This is a genomic window from Rhodanobacter sp. K2T2, assembly GCF_013408815.1.
Classification (GTDB): Bacteria; Pseudomonadota; Gammaproteobacteria; order Xanthomonadales; family Rhodanobacteraceae; genus Rhodanobacter.
Genome location: NZ_JACCCA010000007.1, coordinates 175,171 through 193,684, shown reverse-complemented (window position 1 = coordinate 193,684; position 18,514 = coordinate 175,171). Strand labels below are relative to the sequence as shown.

General features: G+C 57.0%; 27 protein-coding genes. 26 read left to right on the top strand and 1 reads right to left on the bottom strand.

Features of this window, described 5'->3' with window-relative positions; all coding sequences use genetic code 11:
- Nucleotides 1–2: 2 nt before the first annotated feature.
- The 9 genes from HDE78_RS13100 to HDE78_RS13060 all read left to right on the top strand — a co-directional run bounded on the left by HDE78_RS13100 (nt 3) and on the right by HDE78_RS13060 (nt 9,066).
- On the top strand, nt 3–614 hold the full coding sequence (locus HDE78_RS13100; RefSeq protein ID WP_179480155.1) for a GNAT family N-acetyltransferase: 612 nt from the start codon (nt 3–5) through the stop codon (nt 612–614).
- Nucleotides 615–785: 171 nt separating this feature from the next.
- A complete protein-coding gene (gene mfd, locus HDE78_RS13095) occupies nt 786–4,247 on the top strand; it encodes a transcription-repair coupling factor (protein WP_179480153.1) in 3,462 nt (1,153 codons plus the stop codon).
- 261 nt (nt 4,248–4,508) lie between these two features.
- Entirely contained in the window at nt 4,509–4,934 is a 426-nt protein-coding gene (locus HDE78_RS13090) for a hypothetical protein (protein WP_179480151.1), read from the top strand.
- A gap of 376 nt (nt 4,935–5,310) precedes the next feature.
- Nucleotides 5,311–5,601: a hypothetical protein gene (locus HDE78_RS13085; RefSeq protein ID WP_179480149.1), complete on the top strand. Its 291-nt coding sequence runs from the start codon at nt 5,311–5,313 to the stop codon at nt 5,599–5,601.
- A 462-nt stretch (nt 5,602–6,063) separates the two neighbouring features.
- Nucleotides 6,064–6,315, top strand: a complete 252-nt coding sequence (locus HDE78_RS13080) for a hypothetical protein (RefSeq protein WP_179480147.1) — start codon at nt 6,064–6,066, stop codon at nt 6,313–6,315.
- Between the two features lie 1,105 nt (nt 6,316–7,420).
- On the top strand, nt 7,421–7,762 hold the full coding sequence (locus HDE78_RS13075; RefSeq protein WP_179480145.1) for a hypothetical protein: 342 nt from the start codon (nt 7,421–7,423) through the stop codon (nt 7,760–7,762).
- Between the two features lie 68 nt (nt 7,763–7,830).
- Nucleotides 7,831–8,184: an ankyrin repeat domain-containing protein gene (locus tag HDE78_RS13070; RefSeq protein ID WP_179480143.1), complete on the top strand. Its 354-nt coding sequence runs from the start codon at nt 7,831–7,833 to the stop codon at nt 8,182–8,184.
- A 300-nt stretch (nt 8,185–8,484) separates the two neighbouring features.
- Nucleotides 8,485–8,760, top strand: a complete 276-nt coding sequence (locus HDE78_RS20840) for a hypothetical protein (RefSeq protein WP_218862329.1) — start codon at nt 8,485–8,487, stop codon at nt 8,758–8,760.
- Between the two features lie 78 nt (nt 8,761–8,838).
- Entirely contained in the window at nt 8,839–9,066 is a 228-nt protein-coding gene (locus HDE78_RS13060) for a hypothetical protein (RefSeq protein ID WP_179480139.1), read from the top strand.
- A gap of 45 nt (nt 9,067–9,111) precedes the next feature.
- Here HDE78_RS13060 and HDE78_RS13055 read toward each other — a convergent pair whose 3' ends face one another.
- Complete coding sequence (locus tag HDE78_RS13055; RefSeq protein ID WP_179480137.1) at nt 9,112–9,333, bottom strand: hypothetical protein; 222 nt, start codon at nt 9,331–9,333, stop codon at nt 9,112–9,114.
- A gap of 517 nt (nt 9,334–9,850) precedes the next feature.
- Here HDE78_RS13055 and HDE78_RS13050 point away from each other — a divergent pair.
- The 17 genes from HDE78_RS13050 (at nt 9,851) to HDE78_RS12970 (ending at nt 18,450) form a co-directional block, all read left to right on the top strand.
- On the top strand, nt 9,851–10,318 hold the full coding sequence (locus tag HDE78_RS13050) for a hypothetical protein (protein ID WP_179480135.1): 468 nt from the start codon (nt 9,851–9,853) through the stop codon (nt 10,316–10,318).
- A 31-nt stretch (nt 10,319–10,349) separates the two neighbouring features.
- Nucleotides 10,350–10,724, top strand: coding sequence for a VOC family protein (locus tag HDE78_RS13045; RefSeq protein ID WP_179480133.1), 375 nt, complete (start codon nt 10,350–10,352; stop codon nt 10,722–10,724).
- Between the two features lie 71 nt (nt 10,725–10,795).
- Complete coding sequence (locus HDE78_RS13040; protein WP_179480131.1) at nt 10,796–11,056, top strand: hypothetical protein; 261 nt, start codon at nt 10,796–10,798, stop codon at nt 11,054–11,056.
- Nucleotides 11,057–11,130: 74 nt separating this feature from the next.
- Nucleotides 11,131–11,580, top strand: coding sequence for a GNAT family N-acetyltransferase (locus HDE78_RS13035; RefSeq protein WP_179480129.1), 450 nt, complete (start codon nt 11,131–11,133; stop codon nt 11,578–11,580).
- Between the two features lie 63 nt (nt 11,581–11,643).
- Complete coding sequence (locus tag HDE78_RS13030) at nt 11,644–12,111, top strand: hypothetical protein (RefSeq protein ID WP_179480128.1); 468 nt, start codon at nt 11,644–11,646, stop codon at nt 12,109–12,111.
- Nucleotides 12,112–12,154: 43 nt separating this feature from the next.
- Nucleotides 12,155–12,565 carry a hypothetical protein gene (locus HDE78_RS13025; RefSeq protein WP_179480126.1) on the top strand — a complete coding sequence of 137 codons (411 nt, stop codon included), beginning with the start codon at nt 12,155–12,157 and terminating at the stop codon, nt 12,563–12,565.
- 388 nt (nt 12,566–12,953) lie between these two features.
- Nucleotides 12,954–13,268, top strand: a complete 315-nt coding sequence (locus HDE78_RS13020; RefSeq protein ID WP_179480124.1) for a hypothetical protein — start codon at nt 12,954–12,956, stop codon at nt 13,266–13,268.
- Nucleotides 13,269–13,332: 64 nt separating this feature from the next.
- Nucleotides 13,333–13,599 carry a hypothetical protein gene (locus tag HDE78_RS13015; protein WP_179480122.1) on the top strand — a complete coding sequence of 89 codons (267 nt, stop codon included), beginning with the start codon at nt 13,333–13,335 and terminating at the stop codon, nt 13,597–13,599.
- Between the two features lie 429 nt (nt 13,600–14,028).
- Nucleotides 14,029–14,298: a hypothetical protein gene (locus HDE78_RS13010; protein WP_179480120.1), complete on the top strand. Its 270-nt coding sequence runs from the start codon at nt 14,029–14,031 to the stop codon at nt 14,296–14,298.
- Between the two features lie 55 nt (nt 14,299–14,353).
- Complete coding sequence (locus HDE78_RS13005) at nt 14,354–14,758, top strand: hypothetical protein (protein ID WP_179480118.1); 405 nt, start codon at nt 14,354–14,356, stop codon at nt 14,756–14,758.
- Between the two features lie 357 nt (nt 14,759–15,115).
- On the top strand, nt 15,116–15,478 hold the full coding sequence (locus tag HDE78_RS13000) for a GFA family protein (protein ID WP_179480116.1): 363 nt from the start codon (nt 15,116–15,118) through the stop codon (nt 15,476–15,478).
- Nucleotides 15,479–15,572: 94 nt separating this feature from the next.
- A complete protein-coding gene (locus tag HDE78_RS12995) occupies nt 15,573–16,070 on the top strand; it encodes a hypothetical protein (RefSeq protein WP_179480114.1) in 498 nt (165 codons plus the stop codon).
- Nucleotides 16,063–16,581 (top strand): hypothetical protein, encoded by a 519-nt coding sequence (locus HDE78_RS12990; RefSeq protein ID WP_179480112.1) that lies wholly within the window; start codon nt 16,063–16,065, stop codon nt 16,579–16,581. The genes HDE78_RS12995 and HDE78_RS12990 overlap by 8 nt, the downstream gene beginning before the upstream one ends.
- A 54-nt stretch (nt 16,582–16,635) precedes the next feature.
- Nucleotides 16,636–17,082: an HIT family protein gene (locus tag HDE78_RS12985; protein WP_179480110.1), complete on the top strand. Its 447-nt coding sequence runs from the start codon at nt 16,636–16,638 to the stop codon at nt 17,080–17,082.
- 138 nt (nt 17,083–17,220) lie between these two features.
- Nucleotides 17,221–17,475: a hypothetical protein gene (locus HDE78_RS12980; protein ID WP_179480108.1), complete on the top strand. Its 255-nt coding sequence runs from the start codon at nt 17,221–17,223 to the stop codon at nt 17,473–17,475.
- An 80-nt stretch (nt 17,476–17,555) separates the two neighbouring features.
- Complete coding sequence (locus HDE78_RS12975) at nt 17,556–18,089, top strand: GNAT family protein (RefSeq protein ID WP_179480106.1); 534 nt, start codon at nt 17,556–17,558, stop codon at nt 18,087–18,089.
- A 52-nt stretch (nt 18,090–18,141) separates the two neighbouring features.
- On the top strand, nt 18,142–18,450 hold the full coding sequence (locus HDE78_RS12970) for a hypothetical protein (RefSeq protein WP_179480104.1): 309 nt from the start codon (nt 18,142–18,144) through the stop codon (nt 18,448–18,450).
- The last annotated feature ends 64 nt before the right edge of the window (nt 18,451–18,514 follow it).

Sequence of the window (18,514 nt, the reverse complement as noted above, 5' to 3'; positions counted from 1 at the left end):
ACATGTTGCCGCTACCCGCCATCGACTTTTCCCTGCCGCCCGACGAAGCCTCGCTGCGCCCGCCCGCGCGCGAACGCTTTGCACCGCGCCTGGTGCCGGAGACCTCCGGCGAGCTGGTGTCCATACAGGACGGCCGCAAGCTGCACCTGCGCAGTATCCGCCCCAACGATATCGAAGCCCTGCAGCGCTGCTTTCTGCGGCTGTCGCCCGAAGACGTGCGCCGCCGCTTTCTGCATGCCATGTCCGAGCTGCCCACGCCGATGGCGCAGCGCCTGTGCCAGATCGACCCGAGTATCGAGACCGCGCTGGTGCTGGTGGACGAGACCGTGGTGCCCGGCGAAATCCGTGGTGTCGGCCGTATCTATGTCGACGAAGCGGCCGACAGCGCCGAGTTCTCCGTGCTGGTGGAAAAAGACTGGACCCGGCTCGGCCTCGGCGCCCTGCTGATGCAGCGGCTGGTCGACGACTGCCGCCGCCGTGGCCTCGCCGAAATCTGGGGTTATGTGCTGCTGGAAAACCGGCCGATGCTCGATCTGTGCAAGGCGCTGGGTTTCGTCCGTCGCCGGATGGACAACGAGCCGGGCGTCGCGCAGATCGTGCTGCGCCTGGCGTAAAAACCGCACCATCCCTCGGCAGCATGGCCTGGGAACGCCCGCTCTACGGCGTTTACCCGCATCCGTTCACTACGACTCAGCCATCTGCCATCGGCACGCTACACTTGTCCGCTTACCCGAGGCGACCTGCCGGTCGCGTCCCGAACAAGTGGTTTACGTGCCGACCCCGATATGCCCGTTTTGATCCCGCATCCTCCCCTTCCTACCACGCCCAAGCAGCGCCGTTACTGGTCGCCGCCGCACGGCTCGGCGCGCGCGCTGCTGATCGCCGAATCGGCGCGCACGCATCCTGGCCTGCTGGTGGCCGTGACGCGCGATACCCAGCGTGCGCATGCGCTGGAGGCCGAGCTGAAACTCTTTGCCGGCGGCCTGCCGGTGCTGCACTTCCCCGATTGGGAAACGCTGCCGTACGACGCGTTCAGCCCGCATCCGGAAGTAGTCTCGCAGCGCATCGCCACGCTGTACCAGCTGCCCAGCGTGAAGCGCGGCGTGCTGCTGGTGCCGGTGGCCACGCTGATGCAGCGCATCGCGCCGCGTGCCCACATCACCGGCGCCGGGCTGATGCTGAGCAAGGGCCAGAAGCTCGACATCATCGCCGAGCAGCGCCGGCTGGAGGCCTCCGGCTATCGCAACGTGCCGCAGGTGGCCGAGCCCGGCGACTTCGCCGTACGCGGCGCGCTGATCGACATTTTCCCGATGGGCAGCAACGAGCCGTACCGCATCGAGCTGTTCGACGACGAGGTGGAATCGATCCGCAGCTTCGATCCGGAAACCCAGCGCTCGCAGCAGCAGGTGGAAAAGATCGAGCTGTTGCCGGCGCGCGAGTTTCCGCTCACCGACGCGGCCGCCAAGGATTTCCGCAACAACCTGCGCGAACGCTTCCCGATCGACGTGCGCCGCTGCCCGCTGTACCAGGACATGAAGGAAGGCGTGACGCCCGGCGGCATCGAGTACTACCTGCCGCTGTTCTTCAAACAAACCGCCACCCTGTTCGACTATCTCGCCGACGATGCGCTGTTCGTGCTGGGCGAAGGCGTCGGCGAGGCGGCCGATCAGTTCTGGGCGCAGACCGGCGAGCGCTACGACCAGCGCGCGCACGACATCGAACGGCCGGTGCTGCCGCCGGCGGAAATCTACCTGCCGCCCGACGCGCTGCGCGAGCAGCTCAACAAGCGCCTGCGCGTGGAAGTGGTCGCGGCCGATCACGAGCACGCCGTGAACACCGGCACGCAGCCGGCGCCGGACGTACCGCTCAACCGCAAGGGCGAAGAGCCCGGCACCTCGCTGCAGCACTTCATGCAGAGCTACAAGGGCCGCGTGCTGATCGCCGCCGACTCGGCCGGCCGGCGCGAGGCGCTGATCGAAACGCTCGCTACTGCGGGCATGAAGCCGTCGAACACCGACAGCTGGTCGAGCTTTCTCAACGACGCCAGCGAGGCGCGCTTCGGCATCGTCATCGCCGGCATGGAACAAGGCTTCGCGCTCAACAAGCCGGCGCTCACCGTGCTCACCGAGCGCGAGCTCTACGGCGAGCGCGTGCGCAGCGAGCGCGACCGCAAACGACGACGCGGCACCGCGCGCGATCCGGAAAGCATCATCCGCGATCTCACCGAGCTCACCCTCGGTGCGCCGATCGTGCACGTCGATCACGGCGTCGGCCGCTATCAGGGCCTGGTGTCGATGGACGTCGGCGGCATGGACGGCGAGTTCCTCACCATCGAATACGCCAAGGGCGACAAGCTGTATGTGCCGGTGGCGCAGCTCGGCTTGGTCAGCCGCTACTCGGGCACTGCGCCCGAGCTGGCACCGCTGCATTCGCTCGGCGGCGACGCGTGGGAGCGCGCGCGCAAGAAGGCCGCGGAAAAGGTTCGCGACGTGGCCGCCGAACTATTGGCGATCTACGCGCAGCGGCAGGCGCGCGGCGGCGAATCGCTGCCGATCGATCGGCAGTTGGTCGAGGAATTCGGCGCCAGCTTTCCGTTCGAGGAAACGCCCGATCAGGAAACCGCGATCGAATCCGTGCTCAACGATCTGGCCGCGCCGCGCGCGATGGATCGCGTGATCTGCGGCGACGTCGGTTTCGGCAAGACCGAGGTCGCCCTGCGCGCCGCCTTCGCCACCGCCACCGCCGGCAAGCAGGTCGCCGTGCTGGTACCGACCACGCTGCTGGCGCAGCAGCACTACCGCAACTTCGCCGACCGCTTCGCCGACTGGCCGGTGCGCGTCGACGTGCTGTCGCGCTTCCGCTCGAGCAAGGAAGTGAACGAGGCGCTGAAGCGTCTGGCCGATGGCCAGATCGACGTGATCGTCGGCACGCACAAGCTGCTGCAGCCGGACATCAAGTTCAAGAATCTCGGCCTGGTCATCGTCGACGAGGAGCAGCGCTTCGGCGTGCGTCAGAAGGAGCAGCTGAAAAAACTGCGCGCCGAAGTCGACCTGCTGACCATGACCGCCACGCCGATTCCGCGCACCCTGAACATGGCGATGGCCGGGCTGCGCGATCTGTCGTTGATCGCCACGCCGCCGGCACACCGCACCGCCGTGCGCACCTTCATCGCGGCGTGGGATCCGGCCACCATCCGCGAAGCGCTGCAGCGCGAGCTGTCGCGCGGCGGCCAGGTGTACTTTCTGCACAACGAGGTCGAGAGCATCGAGCGCACCGTGCGCGAGCTCGAAGAGCTGGTGCCCGAGGCGCGCATCCGCATCGCCCACGGCCAGATGCCGGAGCGCGAGCTGGAAGGCGTGATGGCGGACTTTCACCGCCAGCGTTTCAACGTGCTGGTGTGCACCACCATCATCGAAACCGGCATCGACATTCCCACCGCCAACACCATCATCATCAATCGCGCCGACCGCTTCGGCCTGGCGCAGCTGCATCAGCTGCGCGGCCGCGTCGGCCGCTCGCACCATCGCGCCTACGCCTATCTCGTGGTGCCCGACCGCAAGTCGATCACCGCCGATGCGCAGAAGCGACTCGAAGCGCTGGCCTCGCTGGAAGAACTCGGCGCCGGCTTCACCCTGGCCACGCACGATCTGGAAATCCGTGGCGCGGGCGAACTGCTGGGCGACGAGCAGTCCGGCCAGATCCAGGAAATCGGTTTCGGCCTGTACACCGAGCTGCTCGATCGCGCCGTGCGCGCGCTGAAGTCCGGCAAGGTGCCCGACTTCGATCTCAGCAGCGAACACGAAACCGAAGTCGAACTGCACCTGCCCGCGCTGATCCCCGACGATTACCTGCCCGACGTGCACGCGCGGCTGACCCTGTACAAGCGCATCGCCAGCGCGCGCAGCGAGGAGGAACTGCGCGACCTGCAGGTGGAAATGATCGATCGCTTCGGCCTGCTGCCCGACCCGACCAAGCAGCTGTTCGCCGTCGCCACGATCAAACTGATGGCCACCCCACTCGGCATCCGCAAGCTCGACTTCGGCGCCAACGGCGGCCGCATCGTGTTCCGCGAAAACCCCGAGGTCGACCCGCTGACCATCATCAAGCTGATCCAGCGCCTGCCGCGCGTGTACAAGCTCGACGGCCAGGACAAGCTGAAAATTACGCTGGACCTGCCCGGCGCCACCGAACGCATCCGCAGCGCGCAGGAAGTGCTGGTGGTGCTGGGCGCGCGCCCGCCGCGCTGAGCCTCAACGATCCAACGGACTCAGCACGCCCTGTCCGCCACGGTTGAGCACATGCGTATAGATCTATGCCGCACACGGATGTGCCAATGCCGCGGGCGCATGGGTGGCCGCTATCTCTTCACCAGAGTCTTGCCGTGTGCAATCCTAACCATTCGTCCAAGGCGGGCGGCTTCGCCGTCGCTTAACTCCGGCGTTAGGGCTCATCAGACAATGACTGTCACAGAACTTACGCGTCCTAAAAGACTTTGGGTCGCGGCGATCATGAATATTCTCGTTGCGGCCATCAGCGTTGCAGCTGTAGCGTTTCTTCTGCTCAGCTCAAATCCAAATATACCCGAGAGCATCAGGCCAGGACTCTCAACAACGTTGCTTGCCCTTGGCACAGCCGGTCTCCTCATCCTCGCTTCTGTACTTGCATTGTTCCGCGTTCAATTCGCTCGCTGGCTCATGTTGGCTGCCGCTTTGATATTTTTTGGCATCCTTGGCTTCCAAAGCTTGACTCTTCTCGTTTCATCCGGTCCATCATTGCCGGCCGAGGCGGCACCCAAGCTTTGGGCCAATGTCATACGCAATACTTTAGGAATTGCTATCAACGCGTGGGCGCTCCTTAGTGCAAAAACTGGCGTGTTCTTTCTGGGCGGTCGCCCTAACCAGTCGTTCAAGGCGGACGGCTCCGCCGCCGCTTAACTCCAGCGTTAGACATCGACAGGGAGAGTTCTATGACATCGTTCCAGTGGTTTTGCCTTGCATTGAGAGTTATCGGCGCTTGGAACTTCGTTCTGGGTCTTGAGCACTTCCTTGCAGCCTTCAATGTCATGCACGGCTACTACACACCCGCGTATACCCAGCCATTCGGCTTTTTCCTACAAGGCTGTCTACACATCGCTGTGGGACTGGTACTAATACGCTTTTCGCCCTTCTTGGCTGTCTTCGGGTATCCAAATCCTTCGTCTTCGACACCAACACAGAGTTCGGACGCCGCCGATGTCTAACAATTTGCTCGAGGCGGACGGCTTCGCCACCGCTTAACCCCAGCGTTAGGCCGATCGGTATGGGGATATCCATGATCATCAAAAAAAGCGTTACCTCTACCGCCCTTTTGGTTGCATCCTTCAGCGTCAAGGCGGCGGAGGTTGGGTCGCAGGCTCAGGATGCAGTAAGTCAAACAGGCGCATCAGCGATTTGGATTCTTGCGAACCTCAGCTATGCCGGCATGCGTGCTCAAAACAGCCATAGCGCCGGCTGGCGAATTTTGTCGTTCCTATTCGGCTTTCCTGGCACATTTCTGAGCTACCTTGTTGTGGTCGAAGGCAGCGAGCGCGCTTATGGCGTAGATATTCCGAGGAGAAAATAATTGTGGCGGTCGAAGCCTAACAATTCGTTCAAGGCGGACGGCTTCGCCGCCGCTTAACTCCAGCGTTAGCGCCCATGTCGAAACTACTCATTGCTAGTTGGATGTTCTTAGCCGCAGACATCGTTCTTTTCAACATTCTGTACTTCTGCGTCGTACTTCTGCGGGTAAACGATGCTGGCGGCAAAGTGAGCCGCGACGCGTTTTTTAACTTTGGCCCTTTCAAGTACGTACCTGAGTATCTGCGCCTTCTGTCGCCACTGGAAAGCTCTCGGTGGTACAACGTATTTATTAGGCACTCGCTTACCGCCACATTGGTTCTGTTCGTTGCATTTCTAGTTATCCTCGCACTGTCTTAGTTGCAAGGCGGCGCTAACAAATCGTTCAAGGCGGACGGCTTCGCCGCCGCTTAACTCAAGCGTTAGGCCCCCGCAGCGTATGTCCTGCACACAATCGGCGAAACCCTTGGCCACTTTCACTCCAGACACCATGAAAAAAGTTTCGACCTTTGTTGCAAAAGCCATTTGCATATTGTTGTTTGGCTTCGCGCTTGAAGGTTGCTTGCAGCTGGGCGTCAACAAAACCGGTTTCTATTGCACTGAAGGTCCGACTGATGTTGCACCTTCTTGCTTTGGACACTCTGCACCGAAATCGCCAACCAGCGCTTCGCCAGCAACTGCGACCTCACTCAAAAAAATTGATCCGAGTGAGCCCTAACAACTCGTTCAAGGCGGACGGCTACGCCGCCGCTTAACTCCAGCGTTAGAGCTCAAATGGATTATTTCGCTCGTTCAATTTTTTGGATTTCCACAGCTGGCTTCCTCGCGTCGTGCTTGGTTGCCCTTTGCTTCTGGGTAAACATGTTCTCGGTCAGGGCGCAGCCAAGAGACTTTCGGATGCGGGAAGTTACTTTGTGGGGTAAGCCCTGTAGTTCAAAGCCAGCGGCACGCTATGCACGCGACTTCATGCGGTGTCTCCTATTTGCTGCAGGTTTTTGGTGCACTTCTTTTGTTATCGGTCTCTCAGCAGGCATTTTGCACTGAGGGTTGCTCTAACATCTCGTTCAAGGCGGACGGCTTCGCCGCCGCTTAACTCAAGCGTTAGGATTCACAAATGGAATCGGGCCAATCAACAAGCATTCGGGGCACAGCACAAGCGCATTGGCGTAGTTTTATGCCCGCATGGTTTTTTCCATTTGTGTTCTTCTATGGTGGGGGCGTATCTGACTCACTTGGCTACCCCACGCTATTTTTTTTGCTCATCGCGCTGCCACTGTTTTTTTGGACCTTTTTTCGGGCCACCCGACCATACGTACAGAATCGTGCTAGATATTGGCCTTGTGTGTTCTTGGGTTTGGTAGTTCCATTCTTTCTCGGCATTGTCGCCGTCGGTTCGCGCCTAGCATTGCTCGGCCTACTATCCGGCAGCGGCAAAGCCTAACAACTCGTTCAAGGCGGACGGCTTCGCCGCCGCTTAACTCCAGCGTTAGGACTCGCATGCCAATTTATACGTATGTCGTTTCTTACAAGGGATCTAGTCATGTCGCACAAGGAAGCCACAGCAACTTCAAAGGCTTCGTATCTACTTGGTGTTCCAATATCCCTGCTCACGCACTTCCGGCGCTCACGCCCCCTCTTTACCGTGAGCTTGCTAACAAGGCGTACGGCGGTGAGTTCTTGCCGGTTTCAAATATCAAGCACGTTTGGCGCAAGTCCATAGAGGTTGGCGGTAGTGAATGCACAATCGTTGCGGTGCAGACGCAGCCCTAACCACTCATTCAAGCGGACGGCTCCGCCGCCGCTTAACTCCAGCGTTAGCGCCCATGTCTGAAGTGACCATTGACTTCATCGTAAGAGATCCCTGGCGGATGGTGTTGGTCGAGGAAGGGCCGTGGGAGGACGTTGCATCAAATCTACGTCGTGTTCAGAGCAGGCTTTACGGCTGCATTGATGCAGCAATAGACGGCCATCTCGCGCAGCAGTTTCCTGAATCCAATGGCAAGCATGTCACTGTGCAACTCGACTGCTACTCGGTTCCGCAAGAAGATGTGTCAAAGTTTTTCGAGGCCTTCAGTTCAAGCGTGCTGCTCATTCCAGACTACAAGGACGCACTCCAATCCTCTTCTTTTGTGGCTGGCATCGATTTTCAGGTCAGCTTTGCGTAGGGTGGGCGCTAACCACTCGTTCAAGGCGGACGGCTTTGCCGCCGCTTAACTCCAGCGTTAGAGCGCAAATGAAGCAGCTCTCATCTTCCGAATATTCCGAGCTGCAATCTGCCTTTGCCGATTTGGTAAATTACGAGTCTGAAGATCCAACAGCTGCGATCGAACCACTTAGCTATGTTGCGCCCGATGGCGATACCTGCCTTCATGCAGCGTCGCACCGAGGGAATCTGCGGGCCGTTGAGCTTCTGATCAAGGCTGGTCTGGACATTAATCGGCGAGGCGACATGGGCTCGACTCCGCTGCACTACGCTTCAAGACCAGAGGTTATTTCGTTCCTTATTACCAACGGTGCTTCCCAAATGATCCGGAACGATTTTGGTCAATTCCCGTTAGGCTACAAGGCGGGCAATGATGCGCTCTAACAATTCGTTCAAGGCGGACGGCTTCGCCGCCGCTTAACTCCAGCGATAGGAGTCAGAGACAGGATGTTGGCTCTCGATAGTCCCTTTTGGTCCGAGCTTCGGCACGCGTACGGCGTCGCGTCAGATATCCCTGCGTTGTTGAGTCAACTTACTAGCTACCCAAACGAGGCGTCCTACCAAGACGAGCCGTGGTTCACGTTATGGAGTTCGCTCTGCCATCAAGGCGATATCTACTCTGCATCCTTCGCAGCAGTTCCCCACATCGTCGAAACTCTAGCCGCTGACCCATCGCGAGCCTCCATGAGCTTCTTCCTGTTGCCAGCAAGCATCGAGGTCGCGCGGGCTTCAAGCAAGATCGTTGTCCCCACTTCATTGGCTACTTCTTACTTTGCGGCACTGGCTAAACTTCCGATGCTCGCGGGAGCCGCCGCACAGCCAGGATGGAGCGAGTCGCTGTGTACTTCGGCTCTAGCTGCAACCGCGGCCGCCACTGGCAACCATCAAACTGCACAGCTACTGTTGGAGACAGAGCAGAGTGATATTCCGGAGGTCATAAATTGGCTCCAGTCGCGCTGACTCCTAACAATTCGTTCGAGGCGGACGGCTTCGCCGCCGCTTAACTCCAGCGTTAGGCACACAAGGGGAGCTTTCAGGATGAAACACACAATCGAAATTGATGCCGTTGATATACCGACGATGTACAAGATGAGCATCGACGAGTACAGGCAATACATAGAAACAGAGCTTTTCTTCGTCGATCATCACGATGTGCTTAGGTCGGCTATTGCCCAATACCCACTCGCGGTCACACATGAGCAACTGCGGGCACTCATAACGTACCTCCAAAGCCTCGATTCACAGGTTGGTGCCGAGCGTGCCTAACAACTCGTTCAAGGCGGACGGCTTCGCCGCCGCTTAACTCCAGCGTTAGGCGGCAGAGCAATTTTCCTTTTGCGTTGACCCGCGTAATTGGCTTTCCGTTTCACCCGTCTGGTGTGTTTCAGGCCAGCGTGCGTTGCGGTGTTTTGCTCGCTCGGGCGTGCGCCGCAAATTGCGCGCGTTTTCGTTTCTCGCTTCTTCGTGCCATTCATCACGCGCGGCTCGCGGTAACGTCCCGGTCATCGCACGCTGTTCGCGCTCGTCGCGCACGCCATCACCCTCAAGGCATTGCCGGGCACCAAAAGCAGCGCTATCGTGCAACCACACTTCGGCGTGGCGGGCCGCCGTCTAACAAGTCATCCAAGCGGACGGCTCCGCCGCCGCTTAATTCCAGCGTTAGATGCCCATGAATCGCCCCGATGAATTTATCGCCGAACGGAAGCTGGTAGCGAAGCATCCTCAAAAGGGAAAATTTCCGTTTCACATCAGGATCGGTACGCCATATTCAGAGCTCAACGGAGAGCGCTGGGCCTGTCCTGTATTTCTCGATGGGCTTGATCGGCAAGGGCCAGACATACGTGGCGTCGACTCCTTGCAGGCCATGAATCTAGCGATTTTATTCGCCAGAACAACGTTGCAATCGTTCGTTGATAGAGGCTTCGTACTACATTGGCCAGACGGAAAGCCAATATCAGTCGACCAAATTTTCCGTTAAAGCATCTAACTATTCATTCAAGGCGGACGGCTTCGCCGCCCCTTAACTCCAGCGTTAGCGGTGTACACGACCATGCAAGCAATCGAACAACTGCAAGCGCTCCTCCTCGGAAATTTCTATGGGAGCTTCAGTGTCGCCTCTGCTTTTGGACTCGACTTCGACGGATATGAACTCTCAACTCAGGATGTGCGTAGCCCCGACGAGAAAATCATAGAGAGTTCCTTTGTTAACTCTTACGGCCCGGCGGCCAATACGACCAACCCTGAATTGATTGGCAAGAGCGCGATATTGGCCGCCTGCCTCGGCGCTGCAATTTCTGACGTGCGGCTGTCTCCAGACGCATCCATAACTCTTCGGTTTGCTAACGGAGTGAAGCTCCAGCTTCCAACGGATACCACTGTTGTTGATTGGCATTGGGCAATCACTGAAGATGGTCAGGACCCTTACTCGGGTTGCATCATCGGTTGCTTTGCCCCAGGTAAGATCCAAAGCAACCCCGCTAACAAATCGTTCAAGGCGGACGGCTTCGCCGCCGCTTAACTCAAGCGTTAGGCCGTAAGCAGGCACTCTTGTGAACCTCAACCAGATAACACTCCCGGTCATTGACTTCGATCGCTCGGTGGATTTCTACCGAGACATGGGCTTTACGCTCATCGTCCACTCGCCGCCCCGCTATGCACGCTTCGAGTGCCCGGATGGAGACGCCACTTTTTCGTTACACGCGGCTGATCATCCCGCAAGTGGCTTAGTTGTGTACTTTGAGTGCGCTGATCTAGATGCTCGCGTTCAAAGCTTGGTCGCTGCTGGGTTCACTTTTACCCAGCTCCCCACTGATGAGCGCTGGCTTTGGCGGGAGGCGCGCCTCAATGACCCGTCTGGCAATGTACTCTGCCTATTCTGGGCCGGTGACAATCGCAAGAATCCTCCTTGGCGGGTTACGGCCTAACAATTCATTCAAGCCGAAGCCGCTTCGCAGCTCGGCTTAACTCAGGCGTTAGGCCCTCTAATGGGACATCTATGAATTCCGAACAAGCTAATTCAGTCGCTGACGCTCTTTTACTGGAGCCGCAAGCTCAACAGGCTGCCATGGCAAAAAACAGCGCTAGCCGTGTTCGCATCCTCTCGGTCCGTCGTCGTGCCGCCGCCTACGGTCTCGTGGGCTTCGCCGCTGGTGCGCTGACGGGCTACTTGATCTTCCTCAGGGTTCTCCCTGCTGCCATCATCGGCATGGGGCTGGGTACAATCATTGGGCGTTGGTTCGTTGGTCGTGGGGCCTAACATCTCGTTCAAGGCGGACGGCTCCGCCGCCGCTTAACTCAAGCGTTAGCTCTCAGAGCATCGGTGACGTAACCATGAGCAATCTGACAGTACGTCATGCCAAGATTGTCGACGCTCCCGAAATCGCTGTATGCCTTTCCGCTCTTGGTTACGGCACAGAGTGCAACCTTGTTTCCGAGCGTCTTGCCTCCTTCGCCGACAGTTCAACGGATGCGGTCTTCGTTGCTTCGGCTAGCGACCTTACTTCCATGTTGGGCGTCGTCAGCGTGCGCTTGCTTCCGCTCTTTCACACAACTGGGCTGCTCGGCCGCATCACGTCGCTCGCTGTCAATCCATCAACGCACGGCAAAGGTGTGGGCAAGGCTCTTGTTTCAGCCGCGGAGCAGTGGGCATGGGGCAAGGGCGCGAAACGCATGGAGGTTACAAGCGGTGATCACCGTCCTGCTGCACACGGGTTTTACCAAGCAGTCGGGTACTCGCTGGACGAGCGTCGGTTCATCAAGCATGCTGCAAAGGCAAGCTAACAAATCATTCAAGGCGGACGGCTTCGCCGCCGCTTAACTCCAGCGTTAGCGGTGCCCACGACCATGCAAGCAATCGAACAACTGCAAGCGCTCCTCCTCGGAAATTTCTATGGGAGCTTCAGTGTCGCTTCTGCTTTTGGACTCGACTTCGACGGATTTGAACTCTCGACCCAGGATGTGCGTAGCCCCGACGAGAAACTCATAGAGAGTTCCTTTGTTAACTCTTACGGCCCGGCGGCCAATACGGCCAACCCTGAATTGATTGGCAAGAGCGCGATATTGGCCGCCTGCCTCGGCGCTGCAATTTCTGACGTGCAGCTGTCTCCAGACGCATCCATAACTCTTCGGTTTGCTAACGGAGTGAAGCTCCAGTTTCCAACGGATACCACTGTTGTTGATTGGCATTGGGCAATCACTGAAGATGGTCAGGACCCTTACTCGGGTTGCATCATCGGTTGCTTTGCCCCAGGTAAGATCCAAAGCAACCCCGCTAACAAATCGTTCAAGGCGGACGGCTGCGCCGCCGCTTAACTCCAGCGTTAGCAACCAGAGGAGCTATGTCGTGGAATCAAATATGCTGAAGAGCTTGACACTCGTAGTTGCAAGCTTCGCCGCCGGCGTTCTTATAGCAAATCTTCCACGCGCCAACGCGACTGCCGTTATTACCTCAAGTAACGACCTCACACATAAAAACTTTGTCGTGTCCATAGACGAGGTCAAGAAGAATTTCGTGTTCGCTGACGAGTTCAATGGCCATTATTCCAAGAACGTAACACTCTCGGATGGGACCAAAAGAACGATCGACTTAGTGCCTATGCTTCACGACGGCATGCAGGTTGTCGAGTTCAAAGATACCGGCGGCGTGTCCTATATGGGGCTCAACGGCACAACGACAAATGGCAAGCTCATGGTTCACATCTACGATTTGGACAATATGCATGCACAATTAAGACAAGAAGGTTGGGCTCCCCCAGTTGGTCGCTAACAACTCGTTCAAGACGGACGGCTTCGCCGCCGCTTAACTCCAGCATTAGGCTGCGAAATATGCGTTATCAGGAAGCATCACCCGAACTAGATCAAAGATTCGATGCGCTCGTAGCTGCGCTCGCTACTAGTCCTAATGATCAAGTACTTCAGTCATCAGCAGCAAATCTGGCATATTCCATACGCAGCAGGTGCATTGATCTGGCCACTTGGAAAGCAGACTACTCACCCGAGTACAAAAAGCGGACGGCCCAAGCGGCACAGCTTACAAAGCTCGCAGGTACGCAGGCTGATGAAGTGCTGCTACAAGAATTCGGGCGCCCTAGCGCCTAACAAATCATTCAAGGCGTATGGCTTCGCCACCGCTTAACTCAAGCGTTAGGTAGAGAATGAAGTCGACAGCATCAAAATGGAAAATTGCGGCTTTGACCCTGGTGACGTTGCCAATGACTATTTGGCTCTCTCCAAAAAAACCAGATCTTCCCGTATCAAAGTTTTTATATTTCCTTGGCTTTTTACCACTTTTTATCGCGGCCGCGATGGAGCTTCAACGTGAATGGGAGGCTGTCGTACACAAGTGGCGTAACCCTGAGTCTTACGTAAAAAATGATCAGAAAGGCAACAAAGTTTTTTATATCCTTTGTCTTACCCTTGCTGGCCTTGTGCTACTTATAATTTGCATTGGCTCCATGCTGCACACCTAACATTTCGTCCAAGGCGGACGGCTTCGCCGCCGCTTAACTCCAGCGTTAGGTTTCGAGACGCACCATGAAAAAAGTACGTGTCGCTCTACTTGTAATCATCAATGTTATGGGTGTCGGCATTGTTGCGGCATGGTGTTACTTGCTCAGCACGCTTTGTGCCTCGCCTCGCACGATAAACGAGGCAACCAAAAATACCGTCGACTACAACTGCCACGGAACCGTTGTTTTCATAACACCATTTCAAGATCTTCAACTTCACTGGTTGCTGCTTCCGCTGCTCGTCGTAACTTTGGCAAGCTTTGTTGTACGTATGTGGCAGCCGCCTAACTAATCGTTCAAGGCGGGCGGCTCGGCCGCCGCTTAATTCCAGCGTTAGGCCTCACATGAACCGTCTCTTAGCTTTCGGTTATGCACTCACGGTTGGATCTATCGGGACCTCTATCGTCGTTGCTCGTGGCGCGCTGCCCCGCTTGGACGGAATCACCACATTGCTCGTGTCCCAAGTAATCTGTCTTGTCTGTTTGCCGGCAGCTGTATTACTTTTTCGGGGCGCAAGAGGCTCAGATAGTAAGGTGCGCCAATTTCTTGGTTACGCCGTTTCGGCCATTGACACTTTGTTGGCGATTGGTGCCGCTGCAGCTGTCACTCTTATTCTAGTTGGCAATGGGCGTTTCGCCTGAGGCCTAACCATTCGTTCAAGGCGGACGGCTTCGCCGCCGCTTAAGTTCAGAGTTAGGCTGCATAGGAAAGGTGTCAGCACATGATGGTTTTGATTGTATGCATTCTTGGCTCCTTGCTGGCGGCCATCTACCTCCGAAAGCGCGGGAATGGAGCCGTTGTCAGCATGGCGTTGGGTGGGATTTTCGTTCCAATAGTGATCGCGTTCATGACCTGGATTTACCCGGCTGATCCCGAGTCAAAAATGTGGGCAATGATCACCATTCCAGTTTCTTATTTTTGGGGCATCGCAGGAGCTGTTTGTGGCTGTGGACTCGAATATCTATTACAGAAGGCAAAAGGCAACGCCTAACATTTCGTTCAAGGCGAACGGCTCCGCCGCCGCTCAACTCAGGTGCTAGACCGCCATGGGCTATTTTCTGCAAGCGTTGACAATATCGGTGGCTTTATTGCTGCTGTGGGCCGTTCTTGCCTCCCCGTTCTTGTTGGCATTTTTCTTCGCAGCTCGTTCGATGCGTCGTAAAGGTGTGCGTTCTGGGTGGGCCATTGCGGGTCTTGCCTCATCCTTTTCAGTTTTGGCGGCTCCTGTCCCGACACCAATTATGACTGTGTTCCTCCCACACGTTCTGGCTGTCTTCGACAGCAGCTATTACTCCAATATCTTTAAAGGCCCTGAACCGTTCGCAGGCCTGTTGTTCTGGATCATCTCTTCACTCATGCTCACTTTCAGCATCGCTTTAGCGGCTGCCTGGCGTTACATTCGGCGGCCTAACATCTCGTCCAAGCGTACGCGCGTACCGCGCGCCGCTTAACTCCAGCATTAGGCCGCAAGGAACCTAAGTGAGCGCCCCGTATAGCCCTTATGCAATGAGGCAAGATTTTGCTATCGGCACGCGCGTCATGGTCTCAGCCATCGGCGGCGGGTGGCGCGATGATTGTCTTGGGGTGATATCCAGCGCTCCGGAATCCATTCAAACTCTGCAAGGCGTGGATTACTCTTACTGGGTTAAATTTGATACTCCGCAGCACGATTTAAGCAACGATGGTCCGTACTACAAGGCTCAGATACTCAGTCGATGCCTTACTAAGGAGGCCTAACAACTCGTTCAAGGCGGACGGCTTCGCCGCCGCTTAACTCCAGCGTTAGCCCTCTCATGGAGATTCAGTCGATGGGTAGTCGCCCACCTCAGAAATACGAAGGAAGTTGCCACTGTGGCGCTGTCCGATTTGAGATCGAAACCGACTTCCCGGAACTCACCATGTGCGACTGCTCGATCTGCCGTCGCAAGAATGCCCTGATGGTCAAGGTTCACGAGAGCAAGTTCAAATTGCTGGCCGGCGAAGAGTCGCTCACCGAGTACCAGTTCCACACCAAGACCGCCCGTCACTTCTTCTGTAAGGTCTGCGGCATCTACCCGTTTCATCGCAAGCGCGTCACGCCCGACTACCTCGGTATAAATGTTCTTTGCCTTCAAGATTTTGAGCCATCTGGCATTCCTGTGCGCCAAGCAATTGGAGCGGCAATGAAATGACCAAGCCGGCTACATTGGCTCGCTCGTGGGAGAGGGCTAACATTTTGTTCAAGGCGGACGGCTGCGCCGCCGCTTAACTCCAGTGGTAGATATCATGACACCAAGCTATATCTTAAATTTGGCCAACCTTTTCAATGGCAGCCCAACTCATCAGTTACCAGCCGGCGCCAAATTATTTCGCGGCTACTGGGCATCGCAGGTTCAATTTCCGTGCGGTCACTGGTTCTCGCCAACGCTCGACTATGCAGCCGAGTATGTTGCCATGCACGCTCAATGCGGACGTACCAAGGGCTATACGCCTTATATCAGCGAGTGTTTCACAAATGAACCACTCACGTTTGCCGTGTTGCAGCAAAGTCACATACGAGCATTCGCGCAGGCGTACGGCGGCACTTGGAATCATGATCAGATCGTTCGAGACATTCCCGCGGCGTTCAAGAGCCTGGCTCAATTCGATAGGGCTGGATTCTTTCGCCCTAGCACGCAAGAGTATTTTGTTTGTTCGCCGGGCAGCATTCTCGTGCCGTGTAACACCATGTCTGGCGCGCAAGCGCTGGCAGAGGCGTCACGTGTCAAGGGGCATGATGTCTAACAAATTCATTCAAGCCAACACCACTTCGTGGCGCGGTTTAATTCAGGCGTTAGAGCCCATGATTGACATACAGGCACGATCTAAACTTGCAGAGGCTTCGCGCTCATTAGTTGCAGGGCTCATCACGAATCATCAATTCGATGACCGCATTCCGATATCGAGTGATCCTGCAATTCGTGAGATCTACAACAAAGCTTTCTGGCTTATGTACTGCGACTTGCGTCAGTACCGTCTAACAGGGCGTGACCAGCTCTCTCCGCAAGTGCGCGAAGTCGCTGTACGTTGCATCCTATTTCTTAAATCGGGGCTTCCATACGGTTGGCCGGTTCTCTCGCGATCAGCAGCTATGCTGCTCACAATCGCCAATTTGCTCACACTGAGCATTGCCGGCAGGGTTTACTCGCATCGAGCCAAGCGCAGCCGCGACATTTCCTATTGGCCCTTTCTTTCGAGTGAACAATACTCAGCGGCATTACGCTCATCGGCCTATCTCTCGGGCAATGGGCTGTAGCCATTCGTTCAAGGCGGATGGCTGCGCCGCCGCTTACCTCAAGCGTTAGGTCTTATGAAGAATGCTCCACCCGGATACGCGTGTCCGTTTTGCGCTATTGCCGAGACGCTCCCATCGCCTGCGCCAGAATCGGCCGTTGTCCTCGTAGATACCAACGTGTTCGCGTTGGTTCCGACGCACCACTACGCGGGAATTAAAGGCAACTGCTTGGTGATACCTCGTGGTCACTATGAGAACGTGCTGGACATCCCGGACCACCTTGGTAACGATTTTTTTCGTGCCACGCGTCGCCTGGCGCACGCTATGTTGAATGCCTTTGGGTGTGAAGGAATCTCCACTCGCCAGCACAACGGGCCAGCCGGCAATCAAGATGTGTGGCACTACCATCTCCATGTATTTCCTCGCTACACAAACGACGAGCTGCATGCGGGACAGAAAGTGCCCTACACCACCGAGGAGCGCATGGAGTTGGCCGCCAGTCTCCGGACGGCTTTGCGGTAGCGCGCACCTTGCTTGCGGGTCGGGCTGCCTGGATGCACCATGGGACCTAACAATTTCATTCGAGCCGAATCCGCCTCACTAGTGGACTTAATTCAGGCGTTAGGCGGCTGTAAAACACCATGACAAACGGAGACGCTTATGGACCAGGATTACCCACTCACTATCTCGCCGCTCTGCCAGTCGATCACCGAAAAAGATCACACCGTTCGCATCGATATTTATCGAGGACCTGATACGGCCTGGACACTGGAGATTGTTGACGCCTTCAACAACTCGACCGTGTGGGATGATTTGTTCGCCACCGACCAGGCTGCTCTGGACGAGGGGCTACGGACCATTCGTGAGGAAGGCATCGAGTCGCTGGTTGGGCCACCCGGTGCAGGTGCACGGTAGTGGTGGGGCAACCACCTGACAATGCGTCCAAGCGGACGCGCGTACCGCACGTCACTCAACTCCAGCGTTAGGCCGCATTCGTGCACCTTCCCGACGACATCAAGACTGAGCGCCTGACGTTGCGGCGCCCTCGGCATTCGGATGCAAAAGCCATCTTCGCCTCCTACGCGCAGGATCCAGCCGTCTGCCGATTCATGGTCTGGACGCCGCACGCTTCCGAGGCTGTCACCGCCGAATTCATCGGGTCTTGCGTAAGCGCCTGGAATGAAGGAACCCGCTTCGCCTATATCCTTGTTGCGCCCGGGTCGGACTCGCCAGTTGGCATGCTTGAGGCAAGGTTTCAAGGCAGCACTATCGATATCGGTTACGTTCTGGCGGCAACGCATTGGGGCAAAGGCCTCATGACCGAGGCCATCGACGCCCTGGTGGCTACCGCGCTCGCGCAGCCTTCTACGTTTCGAATTCAAGCAAGCTGCGATGTCGAGAATATTCGCTCACAACGAACGCTCGAGAAGTCGGGCTTCCATCGAGAGGGGCGTCTGGAACGTTATACGATCCATCCCAATATCTCTCCCGAACCGAGAGCCTGCTTTATGTATGCCCGCTTTCGTTGAGTACAAAACTCCATCGAGCGGACTCGCTCATGTCAAACGCCAGGTCGCAAACATGGACAGCCGCGAATCCCTTCTCAATGCGCTTCTTTCGCTCAGGCGGCCAGCCCGGGAAATCGCTCGTGACCTCTCGGCTTGCGGCTGGGACGCTCCCAGCTCAGTGATCGTGCTGGACGCCGCCCCTATTTCCTCGATGCTCGATCGATTCATCGCTGGCGAGGTTTCTGCTGCGCAGGTCGAGGACTGGGCCAGCTGCATAGAATGTCGCGACGACATAGAGTACGACCCGCCGGTCTGGCGCTGCATGAGCTTGCCAACCCATTGCTCACATGGCCACTTACAAGGCAATCTGCAGCAAAGTTGATCGCAACGCTTGCGTAGCTATAGCCTAGCAACTAGTTCAAGGCGGATGGCTTCACTGCCGCTTA

Coding starts and splice junctions, on each gene's coding strand:
- HDE78_RS13100 (WP_179480155.1), top strand. CDS start 3: ATGTTGCCGCTACCCGCCATCGACTTTTCCCTGCCGCCCGACGAAGCC.
- mfd (WP_179480153.1), top strand. CDS start 786: ATGCCCGTTTTGATCCCGCATCCTCCCCTTCCTACCACGCCCAAGCAG.
- HDE78_RS13090 (WP_179480151.1), top strand. CDS start 4,509: ATGAATATTCTCGTTGCGGCCATCAGCGTTGCAGCTGTAGCGTTTCTT.
- HDE78_RS13085 (WP_179480149.1), top strand. CDS start 5,311: ATGATCATCAAAAAAAGCGTTACCTCTACCGCCCTTTTGGTTGCATCC.
- HDE78_RS13075 (WP_179480145.1), top strand. CDS start 7,421: ATGTCTGAAGTGACCATTGACTTCATCGTAAGAGATCCCTGGCGGATG.
- HDE78_RS13070 (WP_179480143.1), top strand. CDS start 7,831: ATGAAGCAGCTCTCATCTTCCGAATATTCCGAGCTGCAATCTGCCTTT.
- HDE78_RS20840 (WP_218862329.1), top strand. CDS start 8,485: ATGAGCTTCTTCCTGTTGCCAGCAAGCATCGAGGTCGCGCGGGCTTCA.
- HDE78_RS13060 (WP_179480139.1), top strand. CDS start 8,839: ATGAAACACACAATCGAAATTGATGCCGTTGATATACCGACGATGTAC.
- HDE78_RS13050 (WP_179480135.1), top strand. CDS start 9,851: ATGCAAGCAATCGAACAACTGCAAGCGCTCCTCCTCGGAAATTTCTAT.
- HDE78_RS13040 (WP_179480131.1), top strand. CDS start 10,796: ATGAATTCCGAACAAGCTAATTCAGTCGCTGACGCTCTTTTACTGGAG.
- HDE78_RS13035 (WP_179480129.1), top strand. CDS start 11,131: ATGAGCAATCTGACAGTACGTCATGCCAAGATTGTCGACGCTCCCGAA.
- HDE78_RS13030 (WP_179480128.1), top strand. CDS start 11,644: ATGCAAGCAATCGAACAACTGCAAGCGCTCCTCCTCGGAAATTTCTAT.
- HDE78_RS13025 (WP_179480126.1), top strand. CDS start 12,155: ATGCTGAAGAGCTTGACACTCGTAGTTGCAAGCTTCGCCGCCGGCGTT.
- HDE78_RS13020 (WP_179480124.1), top strand. CDS start 12,954: ATGAAGTCGACAGCATCAAAATGGAAAATTGCGGCTTTGACCCTGGTG.
- HDE78_RS13015 (WP_179480122.1), top strand. CDS start 13,333: ATGAAAAAAGTACGTGTCGCTCTACTTGTAATCATCAATGTTATGGGT.
- HDE78_RS13010 (WP_179480120.1), top strand. CDS start 14,029: ATGATGGTTTTGATTGTATGCATTCTTGGCTCCTTGCTGGCGGCCATC.
- HDE78_RS13005 (WP_179480118.1), top strand. CDS start 14,354: ATGGGCTATTTTCTGCAAGCGTTGACAATATCGGTGGCTTTATTGCTG.
- HDE78_RS13000 (WP_179480116.1), top strand. CDS start 15,116: ATGGGTAGTCGCCCACCTCAGAAATACGAAGGAAGTTGCCACTGTGGC.
- HDE78_RS12995 (WP_179480114.1), top strand. CDS start 15,573: ATGACACCAAGCTATATCTTAAATTTGGCCAACCTTTTCAATGGCAGC.
- HDE78_RS12990 (WP_179480112.1), top strand. CDS start 16,063: ATGTCTAACAAATTCATTCAAGCCAACACCACTTCGTGGCGCGGTTTA.
- HDE78_RS12985 (WP_179480110.1), top strand. CDS start 16,636: ATGAAGAATGCTCCACCCGGATACGCGTGTCCGTTTTGCGCTATTGCC.
- HDE78_RS12980 (WP_179480108.1), top strand. CDS start 17,221: ATGGACCAGGATTACCCACTCACTATCTCGCCGCTCTGCCAGTCGATC.
- HDE78_RS12970 (WP_179480104.1), top strand. CDS start 18,142: ATGGACAGCCGCGAATCCCTTCTCAATGCGCTTCTTTCGCTCAGGCGG.